This is a genomic window from Zunongwangia endophytica, from assembly GCF_030409505.1.
Classification (GTDB): domain Bacteria; phylum Bacteroidota; class Bacteroidia; order Flavobacteriales; family Flavobacteriaceae; genus Zunongwangia; species Zunongwangia endophytica.
In genome coordinates, this window is sequence record NZ_JAUFPZ010000002.1 from 2,567,993 (window position 1) to 2,591,171 (window position 23,179).

At 35.9% G+C, this 23,179-nt stretch carries 20 protein-coding genes; 13 read left to right on the forward strand and 7 right to left on the reverse strand.

What is annotated here, in order from left to right; all coding sequences use genetic code 11:
- Positions 1 to 353: 353 nt before the first annotated feature.
- From QWY91_RS11145 to QWY91_RS11165, 5 genes are read right to left on the reverse strand one after another with little or no spacing between them, the layout of a single operon-like run.
- Entirely contained in the window at positions 354 to 1,475 is a 1,122-nt protein-coding gene (locus tag QWY91_RS11145; RefSeq protein WP_290235000.1) for a family 10 glycosylhydrolase, read from the reverse strand.
- A gap of 31 nt (positions 1,476 to 1,506) precedes the next feature.
- Complete coding sequence (locus tag QWY91_RS11150) at positions 1,507 to 2,562, reverse strand: carbohydrate-binding family 9-like protein (RefSeq protein ID WP_290235003.1); 1,056 nt, start codon at positions 2,560 to 2,562, stop codon at positions 1,507 to 1,509.
- A gap of 1 nt (position 2,563) precedes the next feature.
- Positions 2,564 to 3,529, reverse strand: a complete 966-nt coding sequence (locus tag QWY91_RS11155; RefSeq protein WP_290235006.1) for a glycoside hydrolase family 130 protein — start codon at positions 3,527 to 3,529, stop codon at positions 2,564 to 2,566.
- A gap of 47 nt (positions 3,530 to 3,576) precedes the next feature.
- Positions 3,577 to 5,463, reverse strand: a complete 1,887-nt coding sequence (locus tag QWY91_RS11160; protein ID WP_290235008.1) for a sodium:solute symporter family protein — start codon at positions 5,461 to 5,463, stop codon at positions 3,577 to 3,579.
- Between the two features lie 9 nt (positions 5,464 to 5,472).
- On the reverse strand, positions 5,473 to 7,731 hold the full coding sequence (locus tag QWY91_RS11165) for a GH92 family glycosyl hydrolase (protein ID WP_290235009.1): 2,259 nt from the start codon (positions 7,729 to 7,731) through the stop codon (positions 5,473 to 5,475).
- 426 nt (positions 7,732 to 8,157) lie between these two features.
- Here QWY91_RS11165 and QWY91_RS11170 point away from each other — a divergent pair, with 426 nt between their 5' ends.
- Together QWY91_RS11170 and QWY91_RS11175 are read left to right on the forward strand one after the other, a co-directional pair.
- Positions 8,158 to 8,961, forward strand: a complete 804-nt coding sequence (locus tag QWY91_RS11170) for a sensor histidine kinase (protein WP_353958648.1) — start codon at positions 8,158 to 8,160, stop codon at positions 8,959 to 8,961.
- Positions 8,958 to 9,674: a LytR/AlgR family response regulator transcription factor gene (locus QWY91_RS11175; protein ID WP_290235011.1), complete on the forward strand. Its 717-nt coding sequence runs from the start codon at positions 8,958 to 8,960 to the stop codon at positions 9,672 to 9,674. The genes QWY91_RS11170 and QWY91_RS11175 overlap by 4 nt, the downstream gene beginning before the upstream one ends.
- On the opposite strand, the gene QWY91_RS11180 is transcribed toward QWY91_RS11175, so the two are convergent.
- Positions 9,671 to 10,696: a helix-turn-helix domain-containing protein gene (locus tag QWY91_RS11180; RefSeq protein WP_290235012.1), complete on the reverse strand. Its 1,026-nt coding sequence runs from the start codon at positions 10,694 to 10,696 to the stop codon at positions 9,671 to 9,673. The genes QWY91_RS11175 and QWY91_RS11180 overlap by 4 nt on opposite strands.
- Positions 10,697 to 11,197: 501 nt before the next feature.
- Here QWY91_RS11180 and QWY91_RS11185 point away from each other — a divergent pair.
- The 7 genes from QWY91_RS11185 to QWY91_RS11215 all read left to right on the forward strand — a co-directional run bounded on the left by QWY91_RS11185 (position 11,198) and on the right by QWY91_RS11215 (position 16,842).
- Positions 11,198 to 11,533 carry an arsenosugar biosynthesis-associated peroxidase-like protein gene (locus tag QWY91_RS11185; RefSeq protein WP_290235015.1) on the forward strand — a complete coding sequence of 112 codons (336 nt, stop codon included), beginning with the start codon at positions 11,198 to 11,200 and terminating at the stop codon, positions 11,531 to 11,533.
- 52 nt (positions 11,534 to 11,585) lie between these two features.
- The gene (gene arsS / locus QWY91_RS11190) at positions 11,586 to 12,641 is read left to right on the forward strand and encodes an arsenosugar biosynthesis radical SAM (seleno)protein ArsS (RefSeq protein ID WP_290235017.1); all 1,056 of its coding nucleotides are present in this window, start codon (positions 11,586 to 11,588) and stop codon (positions 12,639 to 12,641) included.
- Positions 12,642 to 12,804: 163 nt separating this feature from the next.
- Positions 12,805 to 13,425 (forward strand): TIGR04282 family arsenosugar biosynthesis glycosyltransferase, encoded by a 621-nt coding sequence (locus QWY91_RS11195; RefSeq protein WP_290235019.1) that lies wholly within the window; start codon positions 12,805 to 12,807, stop codon positions 13,423 to 13,425.
- Positions 13,426 to 13,427: 2 nt separating this feature from the next.
- Positions 13,428 to 14,240, forward strand: coding sequence for a purine-nucleoside phosphorylase (locus tag QWY91_RS11200; RefSeq protein WP_290237090.1), 813 nt, complete (start codon positions 13,428 to 13,430; stop codon positions 14,238 to 14,240).
- Between the two features lie 3 nt (positions 14,241 to 14,243).
- Positions 14,244 to 15,215 (forward strand): arsenosugar biosynthesis arsenite methyltransferase ArsM, encoded by a 972-nt coding sequence (arsM, locus tag QWY91_RS11205; protein ID WP_290235021.1) that lies wholly within the window; start codon positions 14,244 to 14,246, stop codon positions 15,213 to 15,215.
- Between the two features lie 26 nt (positions 15,216 to 15,241).
- The gene (locus QWY91_RS11210; RefSeq protein ID WP_290235024.1) at positions 15,242 to 16,048 is read left to right on the forward strand and encodes a DUF547 domain-containing protein; all 807 of its coding nucleotides are present in this window, start codon (positions 15,242 to 15,244) and stop codon (positions 16,046 to 16,048) included.
- 2 nt (positions 16,049 to 16,050) lie between these two features.
- Positions 16,051 to 16,842 (forward strand): TIGR04283 family arsenosugar biosynthesis glycosyltransferase, encoded by a 792-nt coding sequence (locus QWY91_RS11215; RefSeq protein ID WP_290235026.1) that lies wholly within the window; start codon positions 16,051 to 16,053, stop codon positions 16,840 to 16,842.
- Here QWY91_RS11215 and QWY91_RS11220 read toward each other — a convergent pair.
- Complete coding sequence (locus QWY91_RS11220) at positions 16,826 to 17,869, reverse strand: glycoside hydrolase family 113 (RefSeq protein ID WP_290235029.1); 1,044 nt, start codon at positions 17,867 to 17,869, stop codon at positions 16,826 to 16,828. The two genes, QWY91_RS11215 and QWY91_RS11220, sit on opposite strands and share 17 nt — an antisense overlap.
- 201 nt (positions 17,870 to 18,070) lie before the next feature.
- Between QWY91_RS11220 and QWY91_RS11225 the strand changes: the two genes are divergently transcribed.
- The 4 genes from QWY91_RS11225 to QWY91_RS11240 are packed head-to-tail and all read left to right on the forward strand — an operon-like array spanning position 18,071 to position 23,152.
- On the forward strand, positions 18,071 to 19,357 hold the full coding sequence (locus QWY91_RS11225) for an NAD(P)/FAD-dependent oxidoreductase (protein ID WP_290235031.1): 1,287 nt from the start codon (positions 18,071 to 18,073) through the stop codon (positions 19,355 to 19,357).
- A gap of 3 nt (positions 19,358 to 19,360) precedes the next feature.
- The gene (locus QWY91_RS11230) at positions 19,361 to 20,941 is read left to right on the forward strand and encodes a 4Fe-4S binding protein (RefSeq protein WP_290235033.1); all 1,581 of its coding nucleotides are present in this window, start codon (positions 19,361 to 19,363) and stop codon (positions 20,939 to 20,941) included.
- A 38-nt stretch (positions 20,942 to 20,979) separates the two neighbouring features.
- A complete protein-coding gene (locus QWY91_RS11235; RefSeq protein ID WP_290235037.1) occupies positions 20,980 to 21,678 on the forward strand; it encodes a glycosyltransferase family 2 protein in 699 nt (232 codons plus the stop codon).
- A 1-nt stretch (position 21,679) separates the two neighbouring features.
- Complete coding sequence (locus QWY91_RS11240) at positions 21,680 to 23,152, forward strand: cellulose synthase family protein (RefSeq protein ID WP_290235039.1); 1,473 nt, start codon at positions 21,680 to 21,682, stop codon at positions 23,150 to 23,152.
- Positions 23,153 to 23,179: the final 27 nt, after the last annotated feature.

The window sequence follows — 23,179 nt, forward strand, 5'->3', positions numbered from 1 at the left end:
AGCGCAGCGATCTCATATTTAAATTCTAACAATAGAGTAAGCTTCCTTTCTTTTTTCCATATGCATTCCTCTTCCTACGGTCGTCGGATGCAATAAAAAGAAACAAAAAAGTCTAGGCTTACAAATCTTGAACTAAATTTATCGCTCGATCCCTAAATTTCAGAAACTCGACTACGTCTCAAACAGCCTGAAATTTTACGGGATTTTCGCTTCAAATTTGACGTTCAATTTCTGATAGGCCATTTTTCAAATGAATCAAAATTCAGCATTCAAAATTTAAAATAATAGATTTTGATTCCTGCGTCTTGTCTCTCTTTTCTCTATTCTATTCTCTAAAATCTAGACTCTAACTTCTATTGCTCACTCGCTTTCTTCACTGCTTCCAATTTTTCTTTCGTAAAAGCATTCCCATCAAAGAAAGAAACTCCTTTTGCTCCATTTGCTTTTGCCTGATGTATGGCTTCAGTAATATCTTCAGGAGTCATTTCAGGAATATAAATTCCGGTATGTAATTGCGTATTCTTAGCTTTTAAATCTTCAACGCCTTGTTTGGTTGCAAAACCAATCCAATCTAAATCTTCATTATAAAAATTGTTGTAGATCATTGGTAGTACATAGTCGATATTCCATTTGTCCCATCGTTGGCGCACCATATGATCGGCCATTTCAGGATAAGGAAAAACTGCAGCACTTAGTTCTTTGCTATTTTCGTGAACAATTTTATAAGCATCATTTACCAGATCTCTAATTCGATTTAAACGGAATTGCTTCCACTCCATATCGATTTGAGGGTCGTCTGTATCTCTAGGATCTTTATGGTGCATTTCTTTAAATTTCGAAATACAAACATCGCAATAACAGAAATCGTATTCTGGCATTTCTGTAGTTTGTTCCAAATCATACTTAGGCAATAACGCTATAGGAAGAAAAATATCAGGGAATCTGATATAATCTAAATGCACGGTTTCTACATCTTTTACTTTCGACAAACCTTCAACTAAACTTAAAATATGGTTTCTGGATTCTTCTCTAGTTGGGCAAAGCCACTGATAATAATCTACATAAGGACGAGTATCGTAGCAAGATTCGCCATTTCGGCTTACCTGATACCATTCTGGATGCTGCAATGCAACTTCGTCTCCCGGGCGATTAACAGCCATAATCCAGGCATGTACTTCTAAACCTTCTGCTTTAGCAAGTGGTGTTAAGTGAGCCAGTAAATCTGGATCGGTATTCGTATTAATTAAAACCGCATCTAATCCGTTTTCTTTATATTTTTTGAACTCTTCAGTATACGAAGCATCGGTTCTTTTTTCATCGGCAGTAATCCAGGTCCAATATTTAAAATCTGAAGTTTTAGCTGCTTCATCTTTCTTTTCTTCCGAAGTATTTTTTTGTGCACTTTGCATATTATCCAAACAAGAAATGCTTGAAAATGCTACAACTAAGGAAAGGAATAAAAACTTAATTTTCATTTGATTTATTTTTAAAGGCCTTAAATGCCATTTAATTCTTTAATTCTAAAAATTCTCCATCTTCTTTTATCAGATATTTTTTTTCTGAAAAAGGACTTTCAACAATCATATTATAACCCGAAGTATGAAGTTCTATTTTTGGATGTATCTTTGTATTTAATACTGAAATAGGTTGCTTTTGAAGTTGCTCTACACGATCTGCCCATTTCTTGTGTTTGGAATAATAATCTTTTTGAGCACGGTACAATTCATACATTTTCCAGCGGATATGCTCGTCTTTAGCAATTTCAAATTGGATAGATTCTGAAGGTTTTTTATCACTAAAAAACACATATCCCCAATGTTCCGGCTCGTGCATATTGATCACGCCTTGTGGCGACCAAACCCAATTATATTCTGGCAGATATTGGCCATTTTCGCCTTTCTTTCTAGAATAATGACCGTCTTTTAAATCGTAATCCCAATTAACCCTAGAGAAATTAACTCGCCAGAAATCGTTCTGCGGAATTTCACCATTTTTACTAGCTTCAATTAAAGCATCCCATGGCATGGCAATTTCTACTTCCCAATATTGGTCTTTATCTGAAGCATCATTTAAAGTACCTTCGATATTTACGGCAGATTTGATACCGTTAATATCCCAATGGTCAATCGCCGGACCGCCTTCGCGATAGGTTTCCAAAAGCATTAAATCCCAAACCGTGTTAAGTGCATTTACTTCAAACTCCATGTATTTTTGAGTATCACCATCGGGATCTATAAAAACTTCAAAGTCGTTATTATAGAAAATCACAGTATCTCTTTGCTTTAAAGTTGCCCAGATATGCGGTTCTACTATTTTGGCATACATATGAAAATACTGGTCGTCCCAAAGCATTTTTACATTGGTTTTATACTTTGGGACTTTTTCACCTTCAATATCAATAAAATCGGTAGTCCATTTTGCTTCTTTCCAGCTAGCTTCTTCAGCTTTACCATCAATAGTAATTTCTTCGGAAGTTTTGTGCGCCACATAAGAGCGTGGTGTTTCCTGCGCAAAAGCATTCAAACAAAAAAAGAATCCAAAACTGACTAATATCGATTTCATCTTACAAACTATTATTTTTTACAAAATCTACAACTTCGCTTATCTTACCATAGGCAACACCTGTGCAGGTATCTGCCGCTCCGTAATACAAAGCTAGTTTATCTTCTTCATGAGAATGCAAGGCTGCACAAGGAAAAACTACATTTGGCACATCTCCCGTCATTTCGTAAAGTTCTGCCGGAGCCAATAAATAAGGCTGCGAACGATATTTTACTTTATCTGGTTCATTTTCATCTAAAATTGCAGCACCTACCGAATATCTAAATCCGTTACAGGTAGCAATAACGCCATGATAAAACAACAACCAACCTTCGTCGGTTAAAATCGGCACGGGGCCAGCGCCGATTTTTGTGCATTGCCATGCACTTTTTTCAAACGGAGCAACTTTCATTACGCAACGGTGTTCTCCCCAGTATTTCATATCTGGACTGTAGCTAATGTAAATATCCCCAAATGGCGTATGGCCATTATCACTAGGGCGACTTAACATCGCATATTTACCGTTGATTTTGTTAGGGAATAAAACTCCGTTTCTGTTGAAGGGCAAAAAAGCATTTTCACACTGAAAAAATTCTTTGAAATCGAAAGTATACGCGATACCAATGGTAGGGCCATGGTAACCGTTACACCAGGTAACCCAATAGCGATCTTCGATAAAAGTAACACGAGGATCGTATTTATAATCTGAATCGATCATTTGAGTATTACCGGCCTGCATTTCTATAGGCTCGTGATTAATATCCCAATTGATACCATCTTTACTAAAACCGGCAAAAATATTCATTTGCACCGCTTTGTTGTCACATCTAAATACGCCAGCAAAACCATCTTCAAAAGGCACTACCGCGCTATTAAAAATACTATTTGACGTTGGGATAGCATACCGATCGATTATAGGGTTTTCGGTATGTCTCCAAAGTACATCTTTACAATTTTCAGGTTTGTCCTGCCAAGGTATATTCTTCATCTTCTTCTTTATTTTTACTCGTAAATCGAGATTCTATTCTTTATTCATTAATTTTCTTCTGGACTTGTTTCCAGATGCTTCACTTTATCTAACCAGGTAAATTTCAAAATTAAGCTTGTGGCAATAAATACCGCAACAGACATCCATGTTTTCGGGTAATCTCTTACTACCAAAAAGATTGGTAATAAAATCATGCTCGACTGCCAGATAATACCAATTAGACAATTAAACATATCTAACCAAAATTCGTTGTTTTTCTCTATATTTTCTTCGGAATAATAATCTCTTACCGGCTTCCAAAAACCCCATGGATGCACATTGGTATAAAAAGATTTCAGCGTTGCCATATCTGTTGGTTTTGTGAGGAATGTACCTAACAAAGAACCAAGTAATGAAAATCCTAAAATGATCGGAAATAAATAGATTACCGGAATTTCTGAAAGATCATGCAGCAAAGTACCCGCTTCTAAATTCGCTTTATTTTGATCTAAGAAAAACTGAAGCGTCGCAATCACCAAACCTGCTAACATTCCCCAGAAATATCCCCAACCATTAAATCGCCACCAAACCCATTTTAAAAAGTTTGCCGCTACATAACCACCATAAAGCGCGCTGGTAATCCACAATGTTATAGCATTTATAGAATCTGCAAAAAAGCCCATAATTACGCCAAGCGTAACTACTGCAAAAGAAGCAATATGACTCGCTTTCACATAATGCCTATCTGAAGCTTTTGGCTTAAAATATTTCTTATAAATATCGTTCACAATATAAGCCGGCCCTGCATTTACAAAAGCCGAAAAGGTCGACATAAAAGCGGCTAATAATCCGGCTAACAATAATCCTTTAATACCTACCGGAACATGATTATTGATTACTTTAGGTAAAATAACTTCAAGATCGTTACCGGTAACAGCTCCTGCTTCTGCCATCTGTGGGGCGATAAATACTAAACCAATCAAAACAATCCCACCGATTAAAAGATAACGTGGAATAAATAATACCAAATTGGTAAAACCACTCATATACGCCGCATCTTTCACATTTCTGGTTGAAAGAATTCGTTGCATATCGTAACCGGGCGTTGGCCCTGCAACACTCGAAAAGAAACCTTTAAAAAGTGTCATCCCGATAAAAGCGCCAAACATTTTATAACCTTGCGTATCGATAAGTCGGTTAAATTCCTGATAATCTCCCGACCAAAATCCGGTAAGCTCATTTCCGAAGAATACATTTTTCCATTCTTCAGGAACTAGCTGATTTACCTCAACATCACTAAATGCATAGACTGTATAACCGGCTACTAAAATTCCCGCTATAACCATGATTACATACTGTAAAACTTCAGTAGTTACTACGGAAAACATTCCGCCTTTTATGGTATAAATAGTTGTAAAAAATATGATGAGTAAGGCATATGTTTGTTCTGAAGTAAGCAAGGTCATTTCAGCAATATTCAAACTCATATCCCACGGAAGGATTACCGTCATAAATTTTCCTGCGCCTTCAAAAAAGTAAGCTATAAAACCTATTGAAGCAACCACCGCAAAGATGGCTACAATTAAATGAGATGCTCGCCCTGCTTTATCGTCTCCAAAACGAGTAAGAATCCACTCCGACCCCGTCATTACTTTAGACTTCCGTATCCAAACCGCCAGAAACATCATTACGAAAACCTGATTCCAGATTGGCCACATCCACATAAACATAAAGCTTTTCACGCCGTAGAGAAAAAGAATTCCTACCATCCAGGCCGTCCCCGAAACATCGAACATCCCGGAACCGTTACTTAATCCCAGATAATACCATTTTATTGTTTTACCCCCTAGAAAATAAGAATCTAAACCTTTGCTTGCTTTTTTGGATACCCAAACACCAACGCCAAGGGTTAATAAAATATAAAGGATAATTATGATTACATCTACTATATGCATTAATTCTATTTATTTTTTGGCTGTTCCCCAGTTTTTATTCGGTTCGCTTCCCATTCCAAATTCTAAGGTTCCGCCTGCTAAAATTTGTTTGTGTGAAAGTGTAGTTTTGTTGAATTCTTTTCCATTCAATTTAGCCGATTGGATATAGAAATTTTCAGGAGAAAGATTTTTTGCTGTGATTAAAAATTGATTTCCTCCTTTAAGATTGATTGTCGATTTATCGAAAACCGGTGTTCCTATCTCGTAAGTTGCGCTTGCAGGATTAAACGGATATAATCCCATAGAACTGAAAACATACCAAGCAGACATTTGCCCTGCATCTTCGTTACCACTTAAACCATCTGGATTTGTAGAGTATTGCGTTTCTAAAATCTCGTGAACATATTCTTGCGTCTTCCAGGGTTTCCCCGCTTTATTAAATAAATAAGCAATATGATGGCTTGGCTCATTACCATGTGCATATTGACCAATTAATCCTGAAATATCGTTGGAAATATGCTCGCCGGTTATTTCTGAACTTTCATTAAAAAGTTGCTCTAATTTTTCAGAAAATGGTTCTGCTCCACCGTGAAGTTGAATTAAACCTTCAGCATCATGCAATACAAACCAGCTATGTTGCCAGGCATTACCTTCAGTATAATCAGTATTTACGCGATGTTGCGAATGCTTAGGATCAAAAGGAGTATGCCATTTTCCTTCAGAAGATTTCCCTCTCATAAATCCGGTTTCAGGATCAAAAAGCTTTTTATAGGATTCGGCTCTTTTCGAGAAATACTTATAATCTTCCTGCTTATTTAAAGCTTTTGCCATTTGCGCTACACACCAGTCGTTATAGCCATATTCTAAAGTTTTAGTAACCGACTCGTTACCTAAATTGTAAGGAACGTAGCCAAATTCTTTAAGCTCTTTCAAACTACGTTGATCTTGCATCATAGTTGTTTTTACAGCTTCGTAGGCTCTTTCAGCATCAAATCCTTTAATTCCTTTTGTAAAAGCTTCAACAATTACTGGAACCGAATGGTAGCCGGTCATGGTGTTAGTTTCATTACCATAAAGTGTCCAGACTGGCAAAGCGCCGCTCTCATCGTAATAAGCAAGCATAGAATTAATAATGTCTGCAACTTTATCTGGATTAGTAAATGTTAGCAGCGGATTTTCAGCTCTAAAAGTATCCCACAAAGACAGTGTAGAATATGTGGTTCCTTCAGCGCTAGAGATACTATCGTTCTGTAATCGAAATTCGCCATTTTTATCACTAAAAGTTACCGGTGATAAACTTGCATGATATAATGCGGTATAAAAAATTTCTTTTAAAGAATCGGTTTTAGATTCTACTACAATATCAGAAAGTGCAGAATTCCAAACTTCATTGGATTCGGTTTTAATTTCTTCAAAATTGAAATTCGCATCGCTATCTAAATTTTCTTTGGCATTTTCTAGACTTACCGAAGATAAAGCAACGGCAACCTGAAGATTCTTGTCTTCTTTATAGAAATAGAGTTGTGCTGAGGTTTTCTTGCCTTCAACTTGTGTTGCTTCAGAAAGTTTGGCTTCTGTGTAAAATTCAGAATTGACAATAGGCTTAGAGAATTTTGCTACGAAAAACACCTTTTGATTTTTTGCCCAACCGGTACTGTGGCGGTATCCTGTTATCGTGTTTTCATCTTCAATAGTAAGAGAAGTCTCCGTTGGCGTATCCCAATTAATAGCAAATCCTAAATCGATAATTACCGATTGCTTTTCTCCTTCGCCAAAAGTATACTGATGGTAACCAGTTCTTAAAGTAGAGGTAAGTTCTACATTAACATCGTAATCTTCTAAAAACAGTTGGTAATAACCAGGCTTAGCAGTTTCATTATCATGAGTATATTTGGAGAGATAAGGAATATCTTTTTGCTCTTCTACAGCTTTAGTAAGATCAATTTTCTTATTTACCGGCATAAATAAAATATCTGCCAGATCGCCAATTCCTGTTCCCGATAAATGTAAATGACTAAAACCAGCCACTAACGAATCTGAATAATGATAGCCAGAACACCAATCCCAACCATTTTGACCATTATCAGGGCTTAATTGCACCATCCCAAAAGGACGGCTAACTCCCGGATACGTATGTCCATGACCACCGGTACCAATAAACGGATTTACATGACTGGTTAAATTTTCATTTTTTGGCGATTCCTTTAGATTTTCATCACTCTCTTTTTTACAGGAAATTAAGAGAAAAAATGATGCCGCAATTGCACAAAATCGTGTAGTCATAAACATAGATTTTTCGGATTATTAGCTGGGTCACCCCAACTTGTAAGCTAAATATTTATATATTCATCAACTATTAAAAAGTTATTAGACCAATGACATTTCTGAAAAGACAAACAACTAAATAGTTAAGAAAAGTTTAAATAATTGAAAGCCGAAAGATCCATAAAAAATTTATTTGAGTTCTCTAGTTTCTCCAATTATAGAATTAAGCCCATCCACCATGTGCTGTTTTGGAGCATCTATTTTATTTTTAACATGTTGCGCTGGGGAAGTTTTTACCAGGATTACATTCTATCTTTAAAAGGAAATCTTCTTGGTTTTCCTATCCATATGTTCCTGTGTTATTTCAGCGTTTATTTTCTTATTCCTACTTTTATTTATAAAAAACGCTATATACTCTTTTCGATCATACTCTTTTTTGCCATTTTTTGTATGGTGATCATAAAATTTGAACTGACCTACTTTTTAATTAGCAGCAATGTTTGGCCAGAAGGACCAGAAACACATTCCCTAACTGCTAATTATATTATACAAATGATGTTGGGAGAATTTTATGTGATTTCTTTTTTCACAGCGATTAAAATTACTATCGATTATATCTCAACAAACCAAAAAGCAGCTAAACTCGAGCAATCTAAACTAGAAACTGAATTACGCTTTCTGCGTTCGCAAATTTCACCTCATTTTTTCTTTAATACGCTAAATAATATTTATGCGCTAACACTAGAAAAATCACAAAAAGCTCCAGAGGTCGTCCTTAAACTTTCTGAGTTAATGCGCTATCTTCTTTACGAAACAAAAAATAAAAGGCAAAGCCTAGAAAAAGAGATTTTATGCATTCAGAATTATCTGGATCTGGAGCGTATTCGCTACGGAGACAACCTGAATGTCGAAATGGAAATTTCTGGAGAAATTCTAGGAAAAGAATTATCTCCAATGCTCCTTATTCCTTTTGTTGAAAATGCATTTAAACACGGTGTAAATGAAAATATCGGAAATGTTTTTATAAAAATAATATTGAAAGTAGAGGATGATTTCCTTTATTTTGAAGTAGCCAATTCTGTTTCTCAAAAAAGGAAAAAGAAGCTCCCAAAACAACTTAAACCTAGCGGAGGAATAGGAATCAAAAACGTAAAAAAACGATTAGAACTGGGCTATACTAAAGATGAATATAAACTTGATATTGGTGAAAAAAACGGACATTTTTCAATTCAATTAAAACTAAAACTAAAATGAATCTCTCCTGTATCATAATAGATGATGAACCTTTAGCGATAAAGGTGATAAAAAACTATACAGAACAGATTAAGGAGCTTACCCTGCAGGCTACCTTTACCAATGCTGTAGAAAGTATGAATTATCTGCAGGAACATGAGGTCGACTTAATTTTCTTAGATGTAAATATGCCATTACTGGATGGTTATAGTTTTCTTGAAAGTTTACCTAATATCCCCAATGTTATTATTACCACGGCACATTCTGAATATGCTGTGAAAGGATACGAACTTGAAATTTTAGATTTTTTAATCAAACCTATTCCGTTTCCCAGATTTTTAAAAGCTGTAAATAAGGCCATAAAAATTAAAACCGAAAACCAGAGCATCGTTAAAACCACCAAAGAAAATGAACATCTTTTCGTTAAGGTGGATAAAAAGCGAATGCACAAAATCTATCTAAACGATATTTTGGTGATTGAGAGTCTTAAAGATTACATCAAGATTATTACCGCTACAGATAAGCATATTGTACACCAAACACTTAGTAGTTTTACTGAAAGCTTACCGCAGGATCAATTTATTAGAATACACAGATCCTATACTATCTCGATTGCTAAAGTAGAAGCGATTGAAGGAAATAGTATTGAAATTGCCGGAAGTCGCTACACCATTGGCCGTAGTTATTTAAATGAAGCCAAGGAAGCTATTTTAGATTTAGGGGATCAGGATTAATCCTGATCCTGACGCAAACTCGATTTTCTGAAGTATTTTGGACTAACCCCATACTTTTCCTTGAAGATTTTAGAAAAATAACTTCGGTTATTAAGTCCTATAGAAACGACGATTTCAGAAATATTTCTTTCTGAAGTCATAAGCATTTCTTTTGCCGCTTCAAGTTTTCGATGCTGTATATACTTATTCACCGTAAGATCGTAAACATACTTAAAACCTTCCTGAAGTTTATTTACATTGGTTCCCGCTTCTTTGGCTAATGCTTCAACCGTAAGATTAATAGCAAGATCTCCCTCTATCCTTCGAGCTACGTAATTCACTTTCTCAATATCCGATTTTCGAAGAATTTGAGGCAATTTATCTTCCGTCTCATCATCCTGATATTGGTCGATTTGCACCACCAACATTTCGAAAGCTTTACCTTCAATAAAGATGGAACGTAAAAATCCAGAAAAATCTTTAGTTGCCATTTGATCCATTAAGTCTGCCGACTTTAAACTATAATTACCCTGATAGAAGAATTCTTTTTCAGACACCTGATCTTTAAAAATCTCTTTCAGTTCAGGTTCTATACCCTGAAATTGATAATTATCCCGATTAGAAAATACCGAACGTATAATTTCTAAACTCGATACATGGGCAGCCACATCTTTTTTAAAGCTAAGCACATGCCCTCTATAACCACTACTCGAAACTATGATATTTTGAAAGCTATCTATAGTTACGCTTTCATCTGAATTTTCAAAACAATGCTCTACGCTACCCTGAGAACAAAAGATAAATTTTAAAGGATGGATAGAATTTAATGTAAAATGAATATCGATATCCTCTAAAAATTTACAGTTATAAGTTATAATCCCGATGCCTGAATTAAAGCTGGAACCCCTTATATAACCTTCACCTATATGCTCAGGTATTTCTATCTTTAATTCTCCCGAAGCGTTTTCAACCGGAGCTCCAAAGCAACTAGAAATATCTCTAATAATATCGTTAACGGGTAAAGTTTTGACATCTATTCTCATAAAATTTGAAGCACTGTTATAAAGCAGCCATTGCTATTGGTAGGTTATATTAGTTTTAAACAAACGCATTACTACGTTCGAACTATAAAATTAATATTTGAAGCGAAATAATCATCGTAAATGTTAAATTTATTTGCTTTCAGTTATTAATAATACGTAAAACGTTAGCCTTTTATAGGCGATCAAAACAATATTAAATCATGCCGTAAGCTCAGTAAACATGGCGCAAATTGCAATTCCTTTGATATTTTATAGCTCTAAAGTACTTAAATTTAGTCAAAGATTAACATTTACCAGGAAGTTTCGTTAACTCAATTTTAACTAAGTTATACTTAGCGGAGTAAGCTAACCCTTCAAATTAGCAAACTGAATAGTGCTCATTCAATCTTAGCATTTGTCAAAATCTTCAAATTATCATTTGGAAAGATCAACCAGCGACATATCTGTTTTAAAAAAATAAGCTTTGGATTATTGAAATTGTATCTTTACAAAAAAACTATTATGGCTAAGAATTATTACGATCCTGCAGATTTAAGAAAGTTTGGTGAAATTACAGATTGGAGCGAAGAACTTGGAGAAAAGTTTTTTGACTACTATGGGAAAGTTTTTGAGGAAGGAGCACTCTCTGCACGAGAGAAATCTTTAATCGCTTTGGCTGTTTCGCATGTAGTAAAGTGCCCTTATTGTATCGATGCCTACACTAAAGACGGCTTACAACGAGGAATAACAAAAGAAGAAATGATGGAAGCCGTACATGCAGGAGCAGCAATAGAAAGTGGCGCGACTCTTGTACATGGTGTACAAATGATGAATAAGTATAATAAACTAAGCATGTAGTGAATTAATTGCTTACGCTATTTATTTCAACTTAAATCGCAAAACAATTTTTATGTCTTTAAAATCCCTAAAAGGAAGGAAAGATGATTTATCCAGCCCACATCGTCAGCTGGAAATTTTGAGTGAAGGAATGTTTGAAGAGGGAGAACTCCCAACTTTTAAAGATAAAATTGCTAAAACCGGACATTTCCCCTTAAAACCAAAGAAACTCGAGATACTTCAGCTGAATCTGGGTTATATGTGCAATCAGGTTTGTTCACACTGCCATGTTGATGCTGGGCCAGATCGTAAAGAGATCATGACCAAAGAGACGATGATCCAATGCCTGGATGTAATAAAAAATACAGGAGCACACACTTTAGATCTTACCGGTGGTGCGCCAGAGATGAATCCAAATTTTAGATGGTTTGTAGAAGAAGCGTGTAAAGCAGGGATCAACGATGTTATTGTGAGATCTAATCTTACCATTATTCTTGCGAATAAAAAATATCATGATCTTCCAGATTTTTTCAGAAAACATAATGTTCATGTTATTTCCTCTTTACCATTTTATAAAAGAGAAAAAACCGATAAACAACGTGGTAGTGGTGTTTTCGATAAATCTATTAAAGCTTTACAAATGCTAAATGCTGTTGGCTATGCGCAACCAGATAGCGAACTTAAGCTAGATTTAGTTTATAATCCTGCCGGTGCATTTTTACCTACCAATCAAGATGCGATGGAAAAGGACTTCAAAAAAGCATTAAAAGAAGATTTCAATATCGATTTTAATAACCTTTTTGCCATTACAAATTTGCCAATTAGCAGATTTTTGGAATATCTAATTGCTTCAGAAAATTACGAAGATTACATGTATTCTCTAGTAGACGCTTATAATCCTACAGCTGTAGAAAATGTAATGTGTACCAACACCATATCAATCAGTTGGGATGGTTGGCTTTATGATTGCGATTTCAATCAGATGCTAGAGCTAAAAGTAGACTCCAAAATAAAACACATCAGCGAGTATAACGAAGATATTTTGAACGATAGAAATATTATCATTTCGCAGCACTGCTATGGTTGTACTGCAGGTGCTGGTAGTAGTTGCCAGGGTTCTACAACCTAATTGTATTTTGAGTTAGAATAGATCGACGTTTAATGAGATTATCGAATAACCAGTTCCCAAATTTCACAAAATATTAGATACATTTTAGATATATCATAGTATATTGCTAAGCATGCGTATTACCTGAAGAATAGCAAACTTCAGACTTAAAATCAGCGATTTTTTGGCAGAAACAACGACTTCAAAAAACTTACTTCTAATTTTTACTCGTAATCCAGAATATGGTAAGGTAAAAACCAGACTTGCCAAAGATGTTGGCGATCAAACAGCATTAGAAATTTATCGATTTTTATTAGATCATACCGTAAAAATCACAAAACCTATTTCTGCGGAAAAAAGAGTATATTATTCCGAAGAAATAAAAACTAGTGACCTCTGGAATGCTGAAATTTTTCAGAAGAAAAAACAATACGGTACAGACTTAGGAGAGCGAATTAAAAATGCTTTTGCTGAAGGATTTAAAGATGGATACGAGAAAATCGCCATTATTGGTTCCGATTTATTTGATATCGATAGCAAAGACTTAGAAAAAGCTTTTGAAGCTTTAGAAAGTAATCAGGTTGTCATTGGCCCCGCAGAAGATGGTGGTTATTATTTGCTTGGGATGACACAGCTTAGGGAAGAACTTTTTGAAAATAAAACCTGGGGAACCGATACGGTGCTAAAAGAAACCAAAGAAAACTTAACAAACATAAATTATAAATTACTGGAAGAGCGGAATGATGTAGATTACTATTCAGATATCAAAGATCATCCCGCTTTTAGTCAATTTTTTACAAAATGAAAATGACAGACGCAATTCAGGAATCCACAGATTATCTCAAATCTAAAGGATTTGAAGCTCCCGAAATCGGAATTATTTTAGGAACCGGACTTGGGAAATTAATCGACGAAATTGAAATAGAATACGAAGCCAGCTATAATCACATTCCTTACTTTCCAACCGCTACGGTAGAATTTCATAAAGGAAAATTGATCTACGGAACATTAGAAGGTAAAAAAGTAGTGGTAATGCAGGGAAGATTTCATCTTTACGAAGGCTATACTTTACAAGATGTAACTTACCCGGTACGCGTAATGAAGCGTTTAGGAATTAGCAAACTTTTAGTTTCTAATGCAGCAGGTTCTATTAATTTAGACTACAAAAAAGGAGAACTAATGCTTATCGACGATCACCTTAATTTCCAAGGAGGATCACCATTAGCTTTTAAAGGCGTAGAGCATTTAGGAGAACGCTTTGTAGATATGGCTCAACCTTACGACGCTAAGATGAATGCCACAATGGAGAATGTTGCAAAAGAACACGGAATCAAATTGCACAAAGGCGTTTATGCTTCTGTTTTAGGTCCGCAATTAGAAACCCGTGCAGAATATCGATTTTTGAAAATAGCAGGAGCAGATGCGGTAGGAATGAGTACTGTACCCGAAATTATCGTAGCGAATCATCTTAATATCCCGGTTTCCGCAGTTTCTGTAATCACCGATGAAGGTGATCCAGATAATTTAAAACCGGTAGAAATTTCAGAAATTATTGCTATGGCTGAAAAAGCCGAACCGCAAATGATCACTCTTTTTAGAGAAGTTATAAAAACACTATAAGCAATGAGCAGCTATCTGGAAACCACAAAAAATGTTTATAAAGATGCGGCGCTAAAGCCAGATGTTGGTCTTTGCTGCACTACCAATCCAATTTGGGAATTGCCGGGTTTAAAAATCCCGAAGATTATGCAGGAGATGAACTATGGCTGTGGTAGCACAGTGCATGCACGAGATCTATCCAAAAATCCAAAAATTCTCTATGTTGGTGTTGGCGGCGGAATGGAATTATTACAGTTTGCTTATTTTTCCAGACAGCAAAACGGAGTTGTTGGTGTCGATGCAGTAGATGAAATGCTGGAAGCATCAAGAAAAAACTTCAAAATTGCTGAAGAACAAAATCCGTGGTTTAACTCCGATTTTGTGGATTTAAAAAAAGGCGATGCTTTACATCTTCCGGTAGAAGATAATACTATTGATGTAGCAGCACAAAACTGTTTATTCAATATTTTTAAGACTGAAGATCTTAAAAAAGCCATTGAAGAAATGTATCGCGTTTTAAAACCGCAGGGTAAATTGGTAATGAGTGATCCTACTTGCGAGCAGCAGATGAATGATGAGCTTAGAAATGATGAACGTTTAAGAGCGCTTTGTCTTAGCGGTAGTCTACCAATTAAAGAATACGTAAAAGCCTTAACCGATGTTGGTTTTGGTACCATTGAAATTAGAGCCAGAAAACCCTATAGAATTCTAGATCCTAAACACTATCCTACAGAAGAATTAGTTTTTATCGAATCTATAGAAGTAGCAGCCATTAAAGATCCAATGCCAGAAGATGGACCTTGTATTTTTACAGGTAAGGCTGCGATCTATTATGGTGATAACGATCATTTTGATGATCAAAAAGGCCATATTCTTCTTCAAAATCAACCTTTAGCAGTTTGTGACAAAACAGCTAAAGCTTTAAAAGATCTAGGAAGAAATGATATTTATATTAGCGAATCTACCTTTCATTACGATGGTGGAGGCTGCTGTTAATCCAACAAACTTAAAGTATGCGCAGCATGAGAAATCTTTATATGCTTAAACGAATATTGATCACGGCCATTTTCCTTATTGGTTTGAGCGGCTGCGCTTTATTTTCGGCTGCTGGTTTTTCCAGTAAAGGATTACCGCATTCTAATGTAAAAGGCGAATTAATTTCGACCTCATCCAATACTTCAGTTAATATTGACCATTCTGGCTGGCATAATTTGCTACAAAAACATGTGAATGAAAAAGGACTGGTAGATTACGAAGGTTTCAAGAAAGATCGAAAAGCCTTAGACAAATATATCGTGATGCTCTCCAAAAATAAACCAGATAACAGTTGGTCTATTCAGGAGCAATTAGCGTATTACATCAATACTTATAACGCGAACACTGTTCGGCTAATTTTAGATAATTACCCGGTAAAAAGTATCAAAAATATCGATGGTGCATGGACTAAAGAATTTGTAAGCATGGGCAATAAGCAAATTTCTTTAGGAGCTATAGAAAACAGCATTTTAAGACGAATGAAAGAACCAAGAATTCATTTTGCTATTAACTGCGCATCTATTTCCTGCCCTCGACTTTTAAATGAAGCGTATACCGCAAGCGCAATCAACGAGCAGTTAGAATACGCAACACGATCTTTTATAAATTCAGATAAGAATAATATTAAAAAAGAATCTGCTCAACTCTCCAGAATATTCGATTGGTATAGCGGTGATTTTACAGTAAAAGGTAATACTCTTGGGGAATACATAAACCAATACAGTAATGTGAAAATGAAAAATTGGAATAATATTTCTTTCAAAGATTATAACTGGAATCTGAATAAGCAGTAAAAATGAACATTAGCATCATTATTCCTGTTTTTAATGAAGAGCAGAATATTGGATTGCTTCTAGATCTTTTATTAGATTCAAGTACACAACCTCAAGGTAAGCCCATGAGGGATTGGTCGGAAATGAATTTCAAATTTCGAAGCAAACCTCGGAGTATTAAACACTTTGGCGGTGCCAATAAAGAATTTGTAGATGAAATTATAGTTGTTGATGGTGGTAGCGACGATCGCACTATTGAAGTTGCTAAACACTACGATAAGGTAAAAATTATTTCTTCTGAAAAAGGGCGGGCAAAACAAATGAATGCCGGAGCCAAAATCGCAACATCTGAAGTTTTATATTTTCTACACGCCGATAGTCACCCACCATTTCATTACGACTATCACATTATTAGCTGTATTAAAAATGGCAATAAAGCGGGTTGCTTTTTAATGAAATTCGATAAAAATCATTGGTGGTTAAAACTGATGGCGCAATTTACCCGACTAAATCATCGCTCCTGTCGTGGTGGCGATCAATCGCTTTTTATTTTAAAGGATCTATTCTTCAAACTCGGTGGCTACAACGAACAGTATATCGTTTACGAGGACAACGAGTTTATTGGAAAACTATACGATGAAGGTGAATTTACTGTCATTAAAAAATGGGTTACGACCTCAGCAAGGTTATACGAAAAACTAGGCGTTTGGCAAACTCAATGGCTTTTTTGTCAAATTTACTGGAAGAAATTTAAGGGCGATTCACCAGATCAGCTTTACAGTTATTACCAGTCTAAAGTCAATTCTTCAAACTGAATTTTTTGTAGTTCAGTTTTACAATTTCTTCGGCTTTTTTATTTTGAGGCGTAAATCGATCGTTTTGTTGTCCGCCGGCACGTGGATGATCATGATGCCACTTCCAGAGAAAACCACCTGCAAACCAATTTTCAGTCCAAAATTCATCGTAAATCACCTGTAAAGCGTTTGCCTGTAGTTCTTCATTTAGGTTTTTTGGAACTTCATCATTACGCCTAACTGTTGATGCTTTCCATGGCTCCTTCGTTGCGAAATTAACATTGCGATATCCATATTCGGTAAATATCACCTGCTTTTTATATTCCGAAGATAATTTCTGAAGCATTTTTTTGTGCGATTTCCAACCTTCGATGAGCTCGTCTTCAGTAGGATTTTCTTCTTCACTTACAGGAAAATAAGCATCTACGCCAATAAAATCGAGTTTATCCCATAGTTCAAATTGGTCAACTTTATCCCAATTTTCAGCATAAGTGATCTTTCCAGAATAAACTTTTCGTACTTCAGCGATCATCCTTTGCCAAAATTCGGGTCTTTTTTCAGTAAAATTATAAAGCTCGGTTCCTATGCAGAATAGTTTAATTTGTTCTTTTTCTGCCAGTTCCGCATATAACAAAATATATTCTAGATAGTTATTTTCAAACTTTTCCCAATTTGCTTCAGAAGACATATTTAAATCGCCCGTAAACTCCCCGTGCCAAATCCAAATTTGAGGTTTCAACATGATTTTTAGTTCATTCTCCTGAAGTAACTTTATACTTTGCTGCACGCCGCCTACTCGTTCTCCCCACCATTGCCGCTCATGATTAAAATGCAACCGAGGACTTTTTAAATCCTGAAGAAAAGCAAACGGCATCAAAGCTACAGTATTAGCATTTACATTTTTAAGCGGAAGAATATGCTCGTTTTTTAAAGAATCTCGAGATGCCACTAAACTTAATCCGTTATATTTTTGTTCGGGATAATCGGGCTGGCAGCTCAGGCAAACCATGCAGCAAAAAAAGAAACAGTACAGAAAATTAATTTTCATAGAATACCTGGTTTGTCTATCTTATCATAATTGGAATGGTACCTGTTTTATTTTGAAAAGCTTGCATCCTTAAAATTAAGATTTTTCTTTTTTTAACTGCTTTTCTTTCTTTCGAAGTTAAGTTAATTCTTTACTTGCGACTAAATTTTAGCAACATCACAAATTTTAGAAACTTTCACTAACACCACAGCTGTAAAAACCATGGAGCATATCGTTATTATTGGTAACGGAATTTCTGGAATTACTACCGCACGACATATTCGTAAAAGATCGAACAAAAAGATCACAATTATTTCTTCGGAAAGTGAACATTTCTTTTCACGTACAGCATTAATGTATGTGTACATGGGCCACATGAAGTGGGATCACCTTAAACCATATGAAGATGGGTTCTGGGAGAAAAACCGAATTAATCTTAAAACGGGTTGGGTTGATCAAATCGATTTTCAGCAAAAAACGCTTCATTTTAAAAATGGAGAGGAGCTGAATTACGATAAACTTGTGTTAGCAACAGGCTCTATCCCAAATAAATTTGGTTGGGAAGGTGAAGATTTAAAAGGTGTACAGGGACTGGTTTCTAAACAGGATTTAGAGTTATTAGAAGAAAACACTAAAACCTGTAAAAAAGCGGTAATTATTGGTGGCGGACTTATAGGTGTGGAACTTGCTGAAATGCTTCGCACTCGAAATATTGAAGTTACATTTTTGGTTCGTGAAAAAGCATTTTGGCACTCGGTTTTGCCATTTGAAGATGCTAAAATGATTGCTGAACATATAAAATCTCATGAAGTTGATTTGCGTGAGGAAACCGAACTCGATAAAATTATTCCCGACGAAAACGGAAAAGTAAAAGCTATTGTTACTAAAACCGGAGAACAAATCGATTGCCAATTGGTGGGTTTATGTGCAGGTGTTCGGCCAAATGTAGATTTTCTAAAAAATACAGATTTGGCAATTCATAAAGGAATTTTAGTCAATCGATATCTGGAAACAAACATTCCCGATGTGTATGCTATTGGCGATTGCGCAGAACAGGAAGAAGCTATTGGTCACCGAAAGCCTGTTGAAGCCGTTTGGTATACCGGTCGAATGATGGGCGAAACTTTAGCACTTAGCTTAACCGGAGAAAAATCAACCTATAATCCCGGAAATTGGTTTAATTCGGCTAAATTTTTTGATATCGAATATCAAACCTACGGTTGGGTTTGGCCAAAACCAAGAGAAAATGAGCAACATTTCCATTGGCAGCACGAAAATGGAACGAAGGCGATCACGATAAGTTTCGATAAAAAAACGAATCTTTTTTTAGGAATAAACACCTTCGGAATCCGAATGCGACATGAAGTTATAGATCGCTGGTTAAACGAAAAACGAGAAATCAGTTACGTCTTAGTGAATTTAAAACTGGCTAATTTTGACCCTGAATTTTATACGAAACATGAGGCCGCAATCTTTTTAAGTTTTAAAAATAATCTCCAAAACGCCTAAACGATGAGCAAGATCGAACATAATATGTCTATTACCGGAGATGCTCCAAAAAGTATTTCCACGATTCAAAAAACAGGAAGTGCTATTGGATTAGTTGGTTTGCTAATTTTGGTGCTCGCCATCGCAAATATTAACTTCCCTAACAAAAATCTATTCCTAAGTCTTTCTTTAGGAATGATAACGCTGGGAACGGTAATTTTCTCGGTTGATGGATATTGGGGAAAACCGGCCGGAATAAAAAATAATGGTGTCTGGTTTAAATCTTTAAGCGGAAAAGGCTTCTGGGCCTGGATTCTTGGGATTAGCCTTACGCTGTTTTACGTGGCTTTATATTGGTTTCCACAATATTTAGGATTGAATAGTGAAGGCAGTAATAGCGGAGTTATCGGTTTATTCGATCCGCTAAGTAAAATTATAAATGGCGGCCCGGCTAGCGAATGGTTTGTCTACGGAACCTTGTACACTCTAGCTATCTGGATTTTTGGATTTAAATTTATTCTGAAATATCGACACAATCGCTACGAGATTATTCGAACCTGTTCGGTGATGTTTTTTCAGCTTGGCTTTGCTTTCTTAATTCCTGAAATTCTCGCTCGACTAAACAAACCTTATTTTGCGCCAACAACAATCTGGCCGCTTAATTACGATCTTTTCGCTGGTTATCGCTTAGAATCGTTTATATCTGGCGGAAATTTAGGCGTTGCAATGCTAATTTTGGGTATTGTTTCCATCTTCGTTATCACTCCTATTCTTACTTACAAATACGGAAAACGCTGGTATTGCAGCTGGGTTTGCGGTTGTGGCGGTCTGGCTGAAACTGCCGGAGATCCTTTCCGACAACTTTCGAATAAATCTCAAAAAGCCTGGAAAATTGAACGTTGGGTAATTCATAGCGTTTTAGTTTTTGTTACTGTAATGACAATTGCGGTAGTCTATTCGTATTTAGGTGAAAATTCCGATCGATTTTGGTTAACTAAAGATGTTTTTCTTTGGGGAAGCGCGGGATTCTTAAGCCTATTTTTTGCACTAATCATGATTTTTAAACGTGATCAAATACAAAAAGATGCGAAGTACGGAGCCATTGGATATTTAGTGGTCATATTATCGATTATCGGTATTAATTATTTTAGCGGAAACTGGAATATCTTTTTCTTCCCTGCCTACAAACTTCGCGAGTGGTATGGTTTCTTGATTGGTGCAGCATTCTCCGGAGTAATTGGCGTTGGCTTTTATCCAATATTTGGTAGCCGGGTTTGGTGCCGTTATGGTTGCCCAATGGCTGCAGTTCTCGGAATGCAACAAAAGCTATTTTCAAAATTCAGAATTACAACCAACGGCGGCCAATGTATAAGCTGTGGGAATTGCTCTACCTATTGCGAAATGGGAATCGATGTAAGGGCTTATGCGCAAAAAGGACAAAATATTGTTCGATCTAGTTGTGTTGGTTGCGGTATTTGTTCTGATGTTTGCCCTCGTGGCGTTCTTAAGTTAGAAAATGGCAGCACCAAAGGAAGAATTAATGAAGAAGAAGTATTGCTAGGTAATGATGTAGATCTAATCGATCTTCTAAATCAAAAATCGTAGTTTTCGACGAATCTTTTACGATTTAAATTCAGAAATAGTTGAAGAAAAAAGCCCTTATAAAAGTTATTATCCCTGCGTATAACGAAGAAGATTCGGTTGCAAAAGTGATTGCTGAAATCCCTAATCTTGTCGATGAAGTTATCGTGGTAAGTAATAACTCGACAGATGATACCGAGAAAAATGCTTCAGCTGCCGGCGCAACAGTTCTTAAGGAAAACAGAAAAGGGTATGGCTATGCTTGTTTAAAAGGCATGGAACATATCGCTAATCAAAATCACAACCCAGACATCATTGTATTTCTGGATGGCGACTATAGCGATTATCCTTCTGAATTAACCAAAATTATTGCCCCTATTCAGCAACAAAACATCGACATGGTGATTGGTGCACGCGTTAAAAAATGGCGAGAAGATGGCTCGATGACGTTTCCTCAGATCTTCGGGAATTGGCTTGCAACTACTTTAATGCGTTTATTTTTTGGTGCAAAATTTACCGATCTTGGTCCTTTTAGAGCTATAAAATACCAAAAGCTACTGCAGCTAAACATGCAGGATAAAACCTACGGCTGGACGGTAGAAATGCAACTTAAAGCCATAAAACAAAATTTTTCGTATATAGAAATACCTGTGCATTACAAAAACAGGATTGGTGTCTCTAAAGTTTCTGGAACGCTAAAAGGCGCTATCTTTGCAGGCGTAAAGATTTTAGGTTGGATATTTAAATATAGTTTTAAATAGATTGGATTTAGCGATTATCATACTATACACGCTGGCTTTGCTGGTTATTTTCTTTTACAGTATTTCAGAACTGCAATTATTACTGAATTACCTAAAGGCGAAAAAAAGTGTGGATACTGCTGAAAAATTCGATCTAAAAAATCCTGCTGAAATACCTGTAATTACGATTCAGCTGCCGCTATACAACGAGATGTATGTCGTAGAACGATTACTGCGGAATATTGCTAAAATCGATTATCCTAAAGACAAACTTGAAATTCAGGTTTTGGATGATTCTACCGACGAATCAATTCTAACAACTACTGAAGTAATTGAAGAGATTCGGAAAAGTGGAATTGACATTCAACACATCAAACGTGAAAACCGAAGCGGATTTAAAGCCGGTGCTTTAAAAGAAGGATTAAAAATCGCCAAAGGTGAGTTTATTGCCATTTTTGATTCGGATTTTATGCCAAACTCAGATTGGCTAAAAAAGACCGTTCCCTATTTTAAAAATCCTGAAATTGGCGTGGTGCAAACGCGTTGGGCGCATCTAAATCGAGATTATTCACTACTGACTAAAATACAGGCTTTTGCCTTAGATTTTCATTTTATTTTGGAACAAACCGGCAGAAATTTTGGTCGGCATTTTATCAATTTTAATGGTACCGCAGGGATTTGGCGCAAAGAGTGCATTCTAGATGCCGGTAATTGGAGTGGCGATACACTTACCGAAGATTTAGATTTAAGTTATCGTGCGCAACTTAAAAAATGGAAATTCAAATATCTGGAAGATGTGGAAACTCCGGCAGAACTTCCCGTGGCTATTAGTGCAGCGCGCTCGCAACAATTTCGTTGGAATAAAGGTGCTGCTGAAAATTTCAAAAAAAATTACCTAAGATTAGTTAAAGATCCTAGTGTTTCTTTTGGAACCAAATTTCATGGTTTTTTCCATTTATTAAATTCCAGCATGTTTTTAATCGTGTTATTGTTGGGTGTTTTAAGCGTCCCGGTATTATATATTAAGAATAACAATCCTGCTTTTAGCTGGTATTTTAATGTACTCGCTGGATTCGGAATTAGCACCATTATCTTCTTTTGCTGTTACTATGTTCCCTACGCCAAAATCCATGGAAAAGGAGCAAAATCTTTCTTCGGTTTTATTGGAATGTTCATCACTTTTTTTGCGGTGGCAATGGGATTTTCGGTGCATAATTCTCTAGCGGTTTTAGAAGGACATTTTGGCAAACGATCTGAATTTATACGAACGCCAAAATTCAACGTGAACAACCTTAAAGATTCCTGGAAAGGCAATAAATACTTATCGAATAAATTTTCAGGAACTATTCTTATCGAAGCTGTGCTTTGCTTCTACTTTGCATTTGCGCTTTATAGTGCTTTTAAACTGAATGACTTCGGAATCATAATTTTTCATCTAATGCTTTTCGGCGGATTTGGTTTTGTGGCTTTTAAGAGTATTTTTTCTAAAGGTTAAATTTTAGTAGTTAGAATTGAGATCGCT

Bases quoted from the DNA above. Each gene is read 5' to 3' on its own strand.
- QWY91_RS11145 (WP_290235000.1), bottom strand. From the start codon at position 1,475: ATGAAAATTAAGTTTTTATTCCTTTCCTTAGTTGTAGCATTTTCAAGC.
- QWY91_RS11150 (WP_290235003.1), bottom strand. From the start codon at position 2,562: ATGAAATCGATATTAGTCAGTTTTGGATTCTTTTTTTGTTTGAATGCT.
- QWY91_RS11155 (WP_290235006.1), bottom strand. From the start codon at position 3,529: ATGAAGAATATACCTTGGCAGGACAAACCTGAAAATTGTAAAGATGTA.
- QWY91_RS11160 (WP_290235008.1), bottom strand. From the start codon at position 5,463: ATGCATATAGTAGATGTAATCATAATTATCCTTTATATTTTATTAACC.
- QWY91_RS11165 (WP_290235009.1), bottom strand. From the start codon at position 7,731: ATGTTTATGACTACACGATTTTGTGCAATTGCGGCATCATTTTTTCTC.
- QWY91_RS11170 (WP_353958648.1), top strand. From the start codon at position 8,158: ATGGTGATCATAAAATTTGAACTGACCTACTTTTTAATTAGCAGCAAT.
- QWY91_RS11175 (WP_290235011.1), top strand. From the start codon at position 8,958: ATGAATCTCTCCTGTATCATAATAGATGATGAACCTTTAGCGATAAAG.
- QWY91_RS11180 (WP_290235012.1), bottom strand. From the start codon at position 10,696: ATGAGAATAGATGTCAAAACTTTACCCGTTAACGATATTATTAGAGAT.
- QWY91_RS11185 (WP_290235015.1), top strand. From the start codon at position 11,198: ATGGCTAAGAATTATTACGATCCTGCAGATTTAAGAAAGTTTGGTGAA.
- arsS (WP_290235017.1), top strand. From the start codon at position 11,586: ATGTCTTTAAAATCCCTAAAAGGAAGGAAAGATGATTTATCCAGCCCA.
- QWY91_RS11200 (WP_290237090.1), top strand. From the start codon at position 13,428: ATGACAGACGCAATTCAGGAATCCACAGATTATCTCAAATCTAAAGGA.
- arsM (WP_290235021.1), top strand. From the start codon at position 14,244: ATGAGCAGCTATCTGGAAACCACAAAAAATGTTTATAAAGATGCGGCG.
- QWY91_RS11210 (WP_290235024.1), top strand. From the start codon at position 15,242: ATGAGAAATCTTTATATGCTTAAACGAATATTGATCACGGCCATTTTC.
- QWY91_RS11215 (WP_290235026.1), top strand. From the start codon at position 16,051: ATGAACATTAGCATCATTATTCCTGTTTTTAATGAAGAGCAGAATATT.
- QWY91_RS11220 (WP_290235029.1), bottom strand. From the start codon at position 17,869: ATGAAAATTAATTTTCTGTACTGTTTCTTTTTTTGCTGCATGGTTTGC.
- QWY91_RS11225 (WP_290235031.1), top strand. From the start codon at position 18,071: ATGGAGCATATCGTTATTATTGGTAACGGAATTTCTGGAATTACTACC.
- QWY91_RS11230 (WP_290235033.1), top strand. From the start codon at position 19,361: ATGAGCAAGATCGAACATAATATGTCTATTACCGGAGATGCTCCAAAA.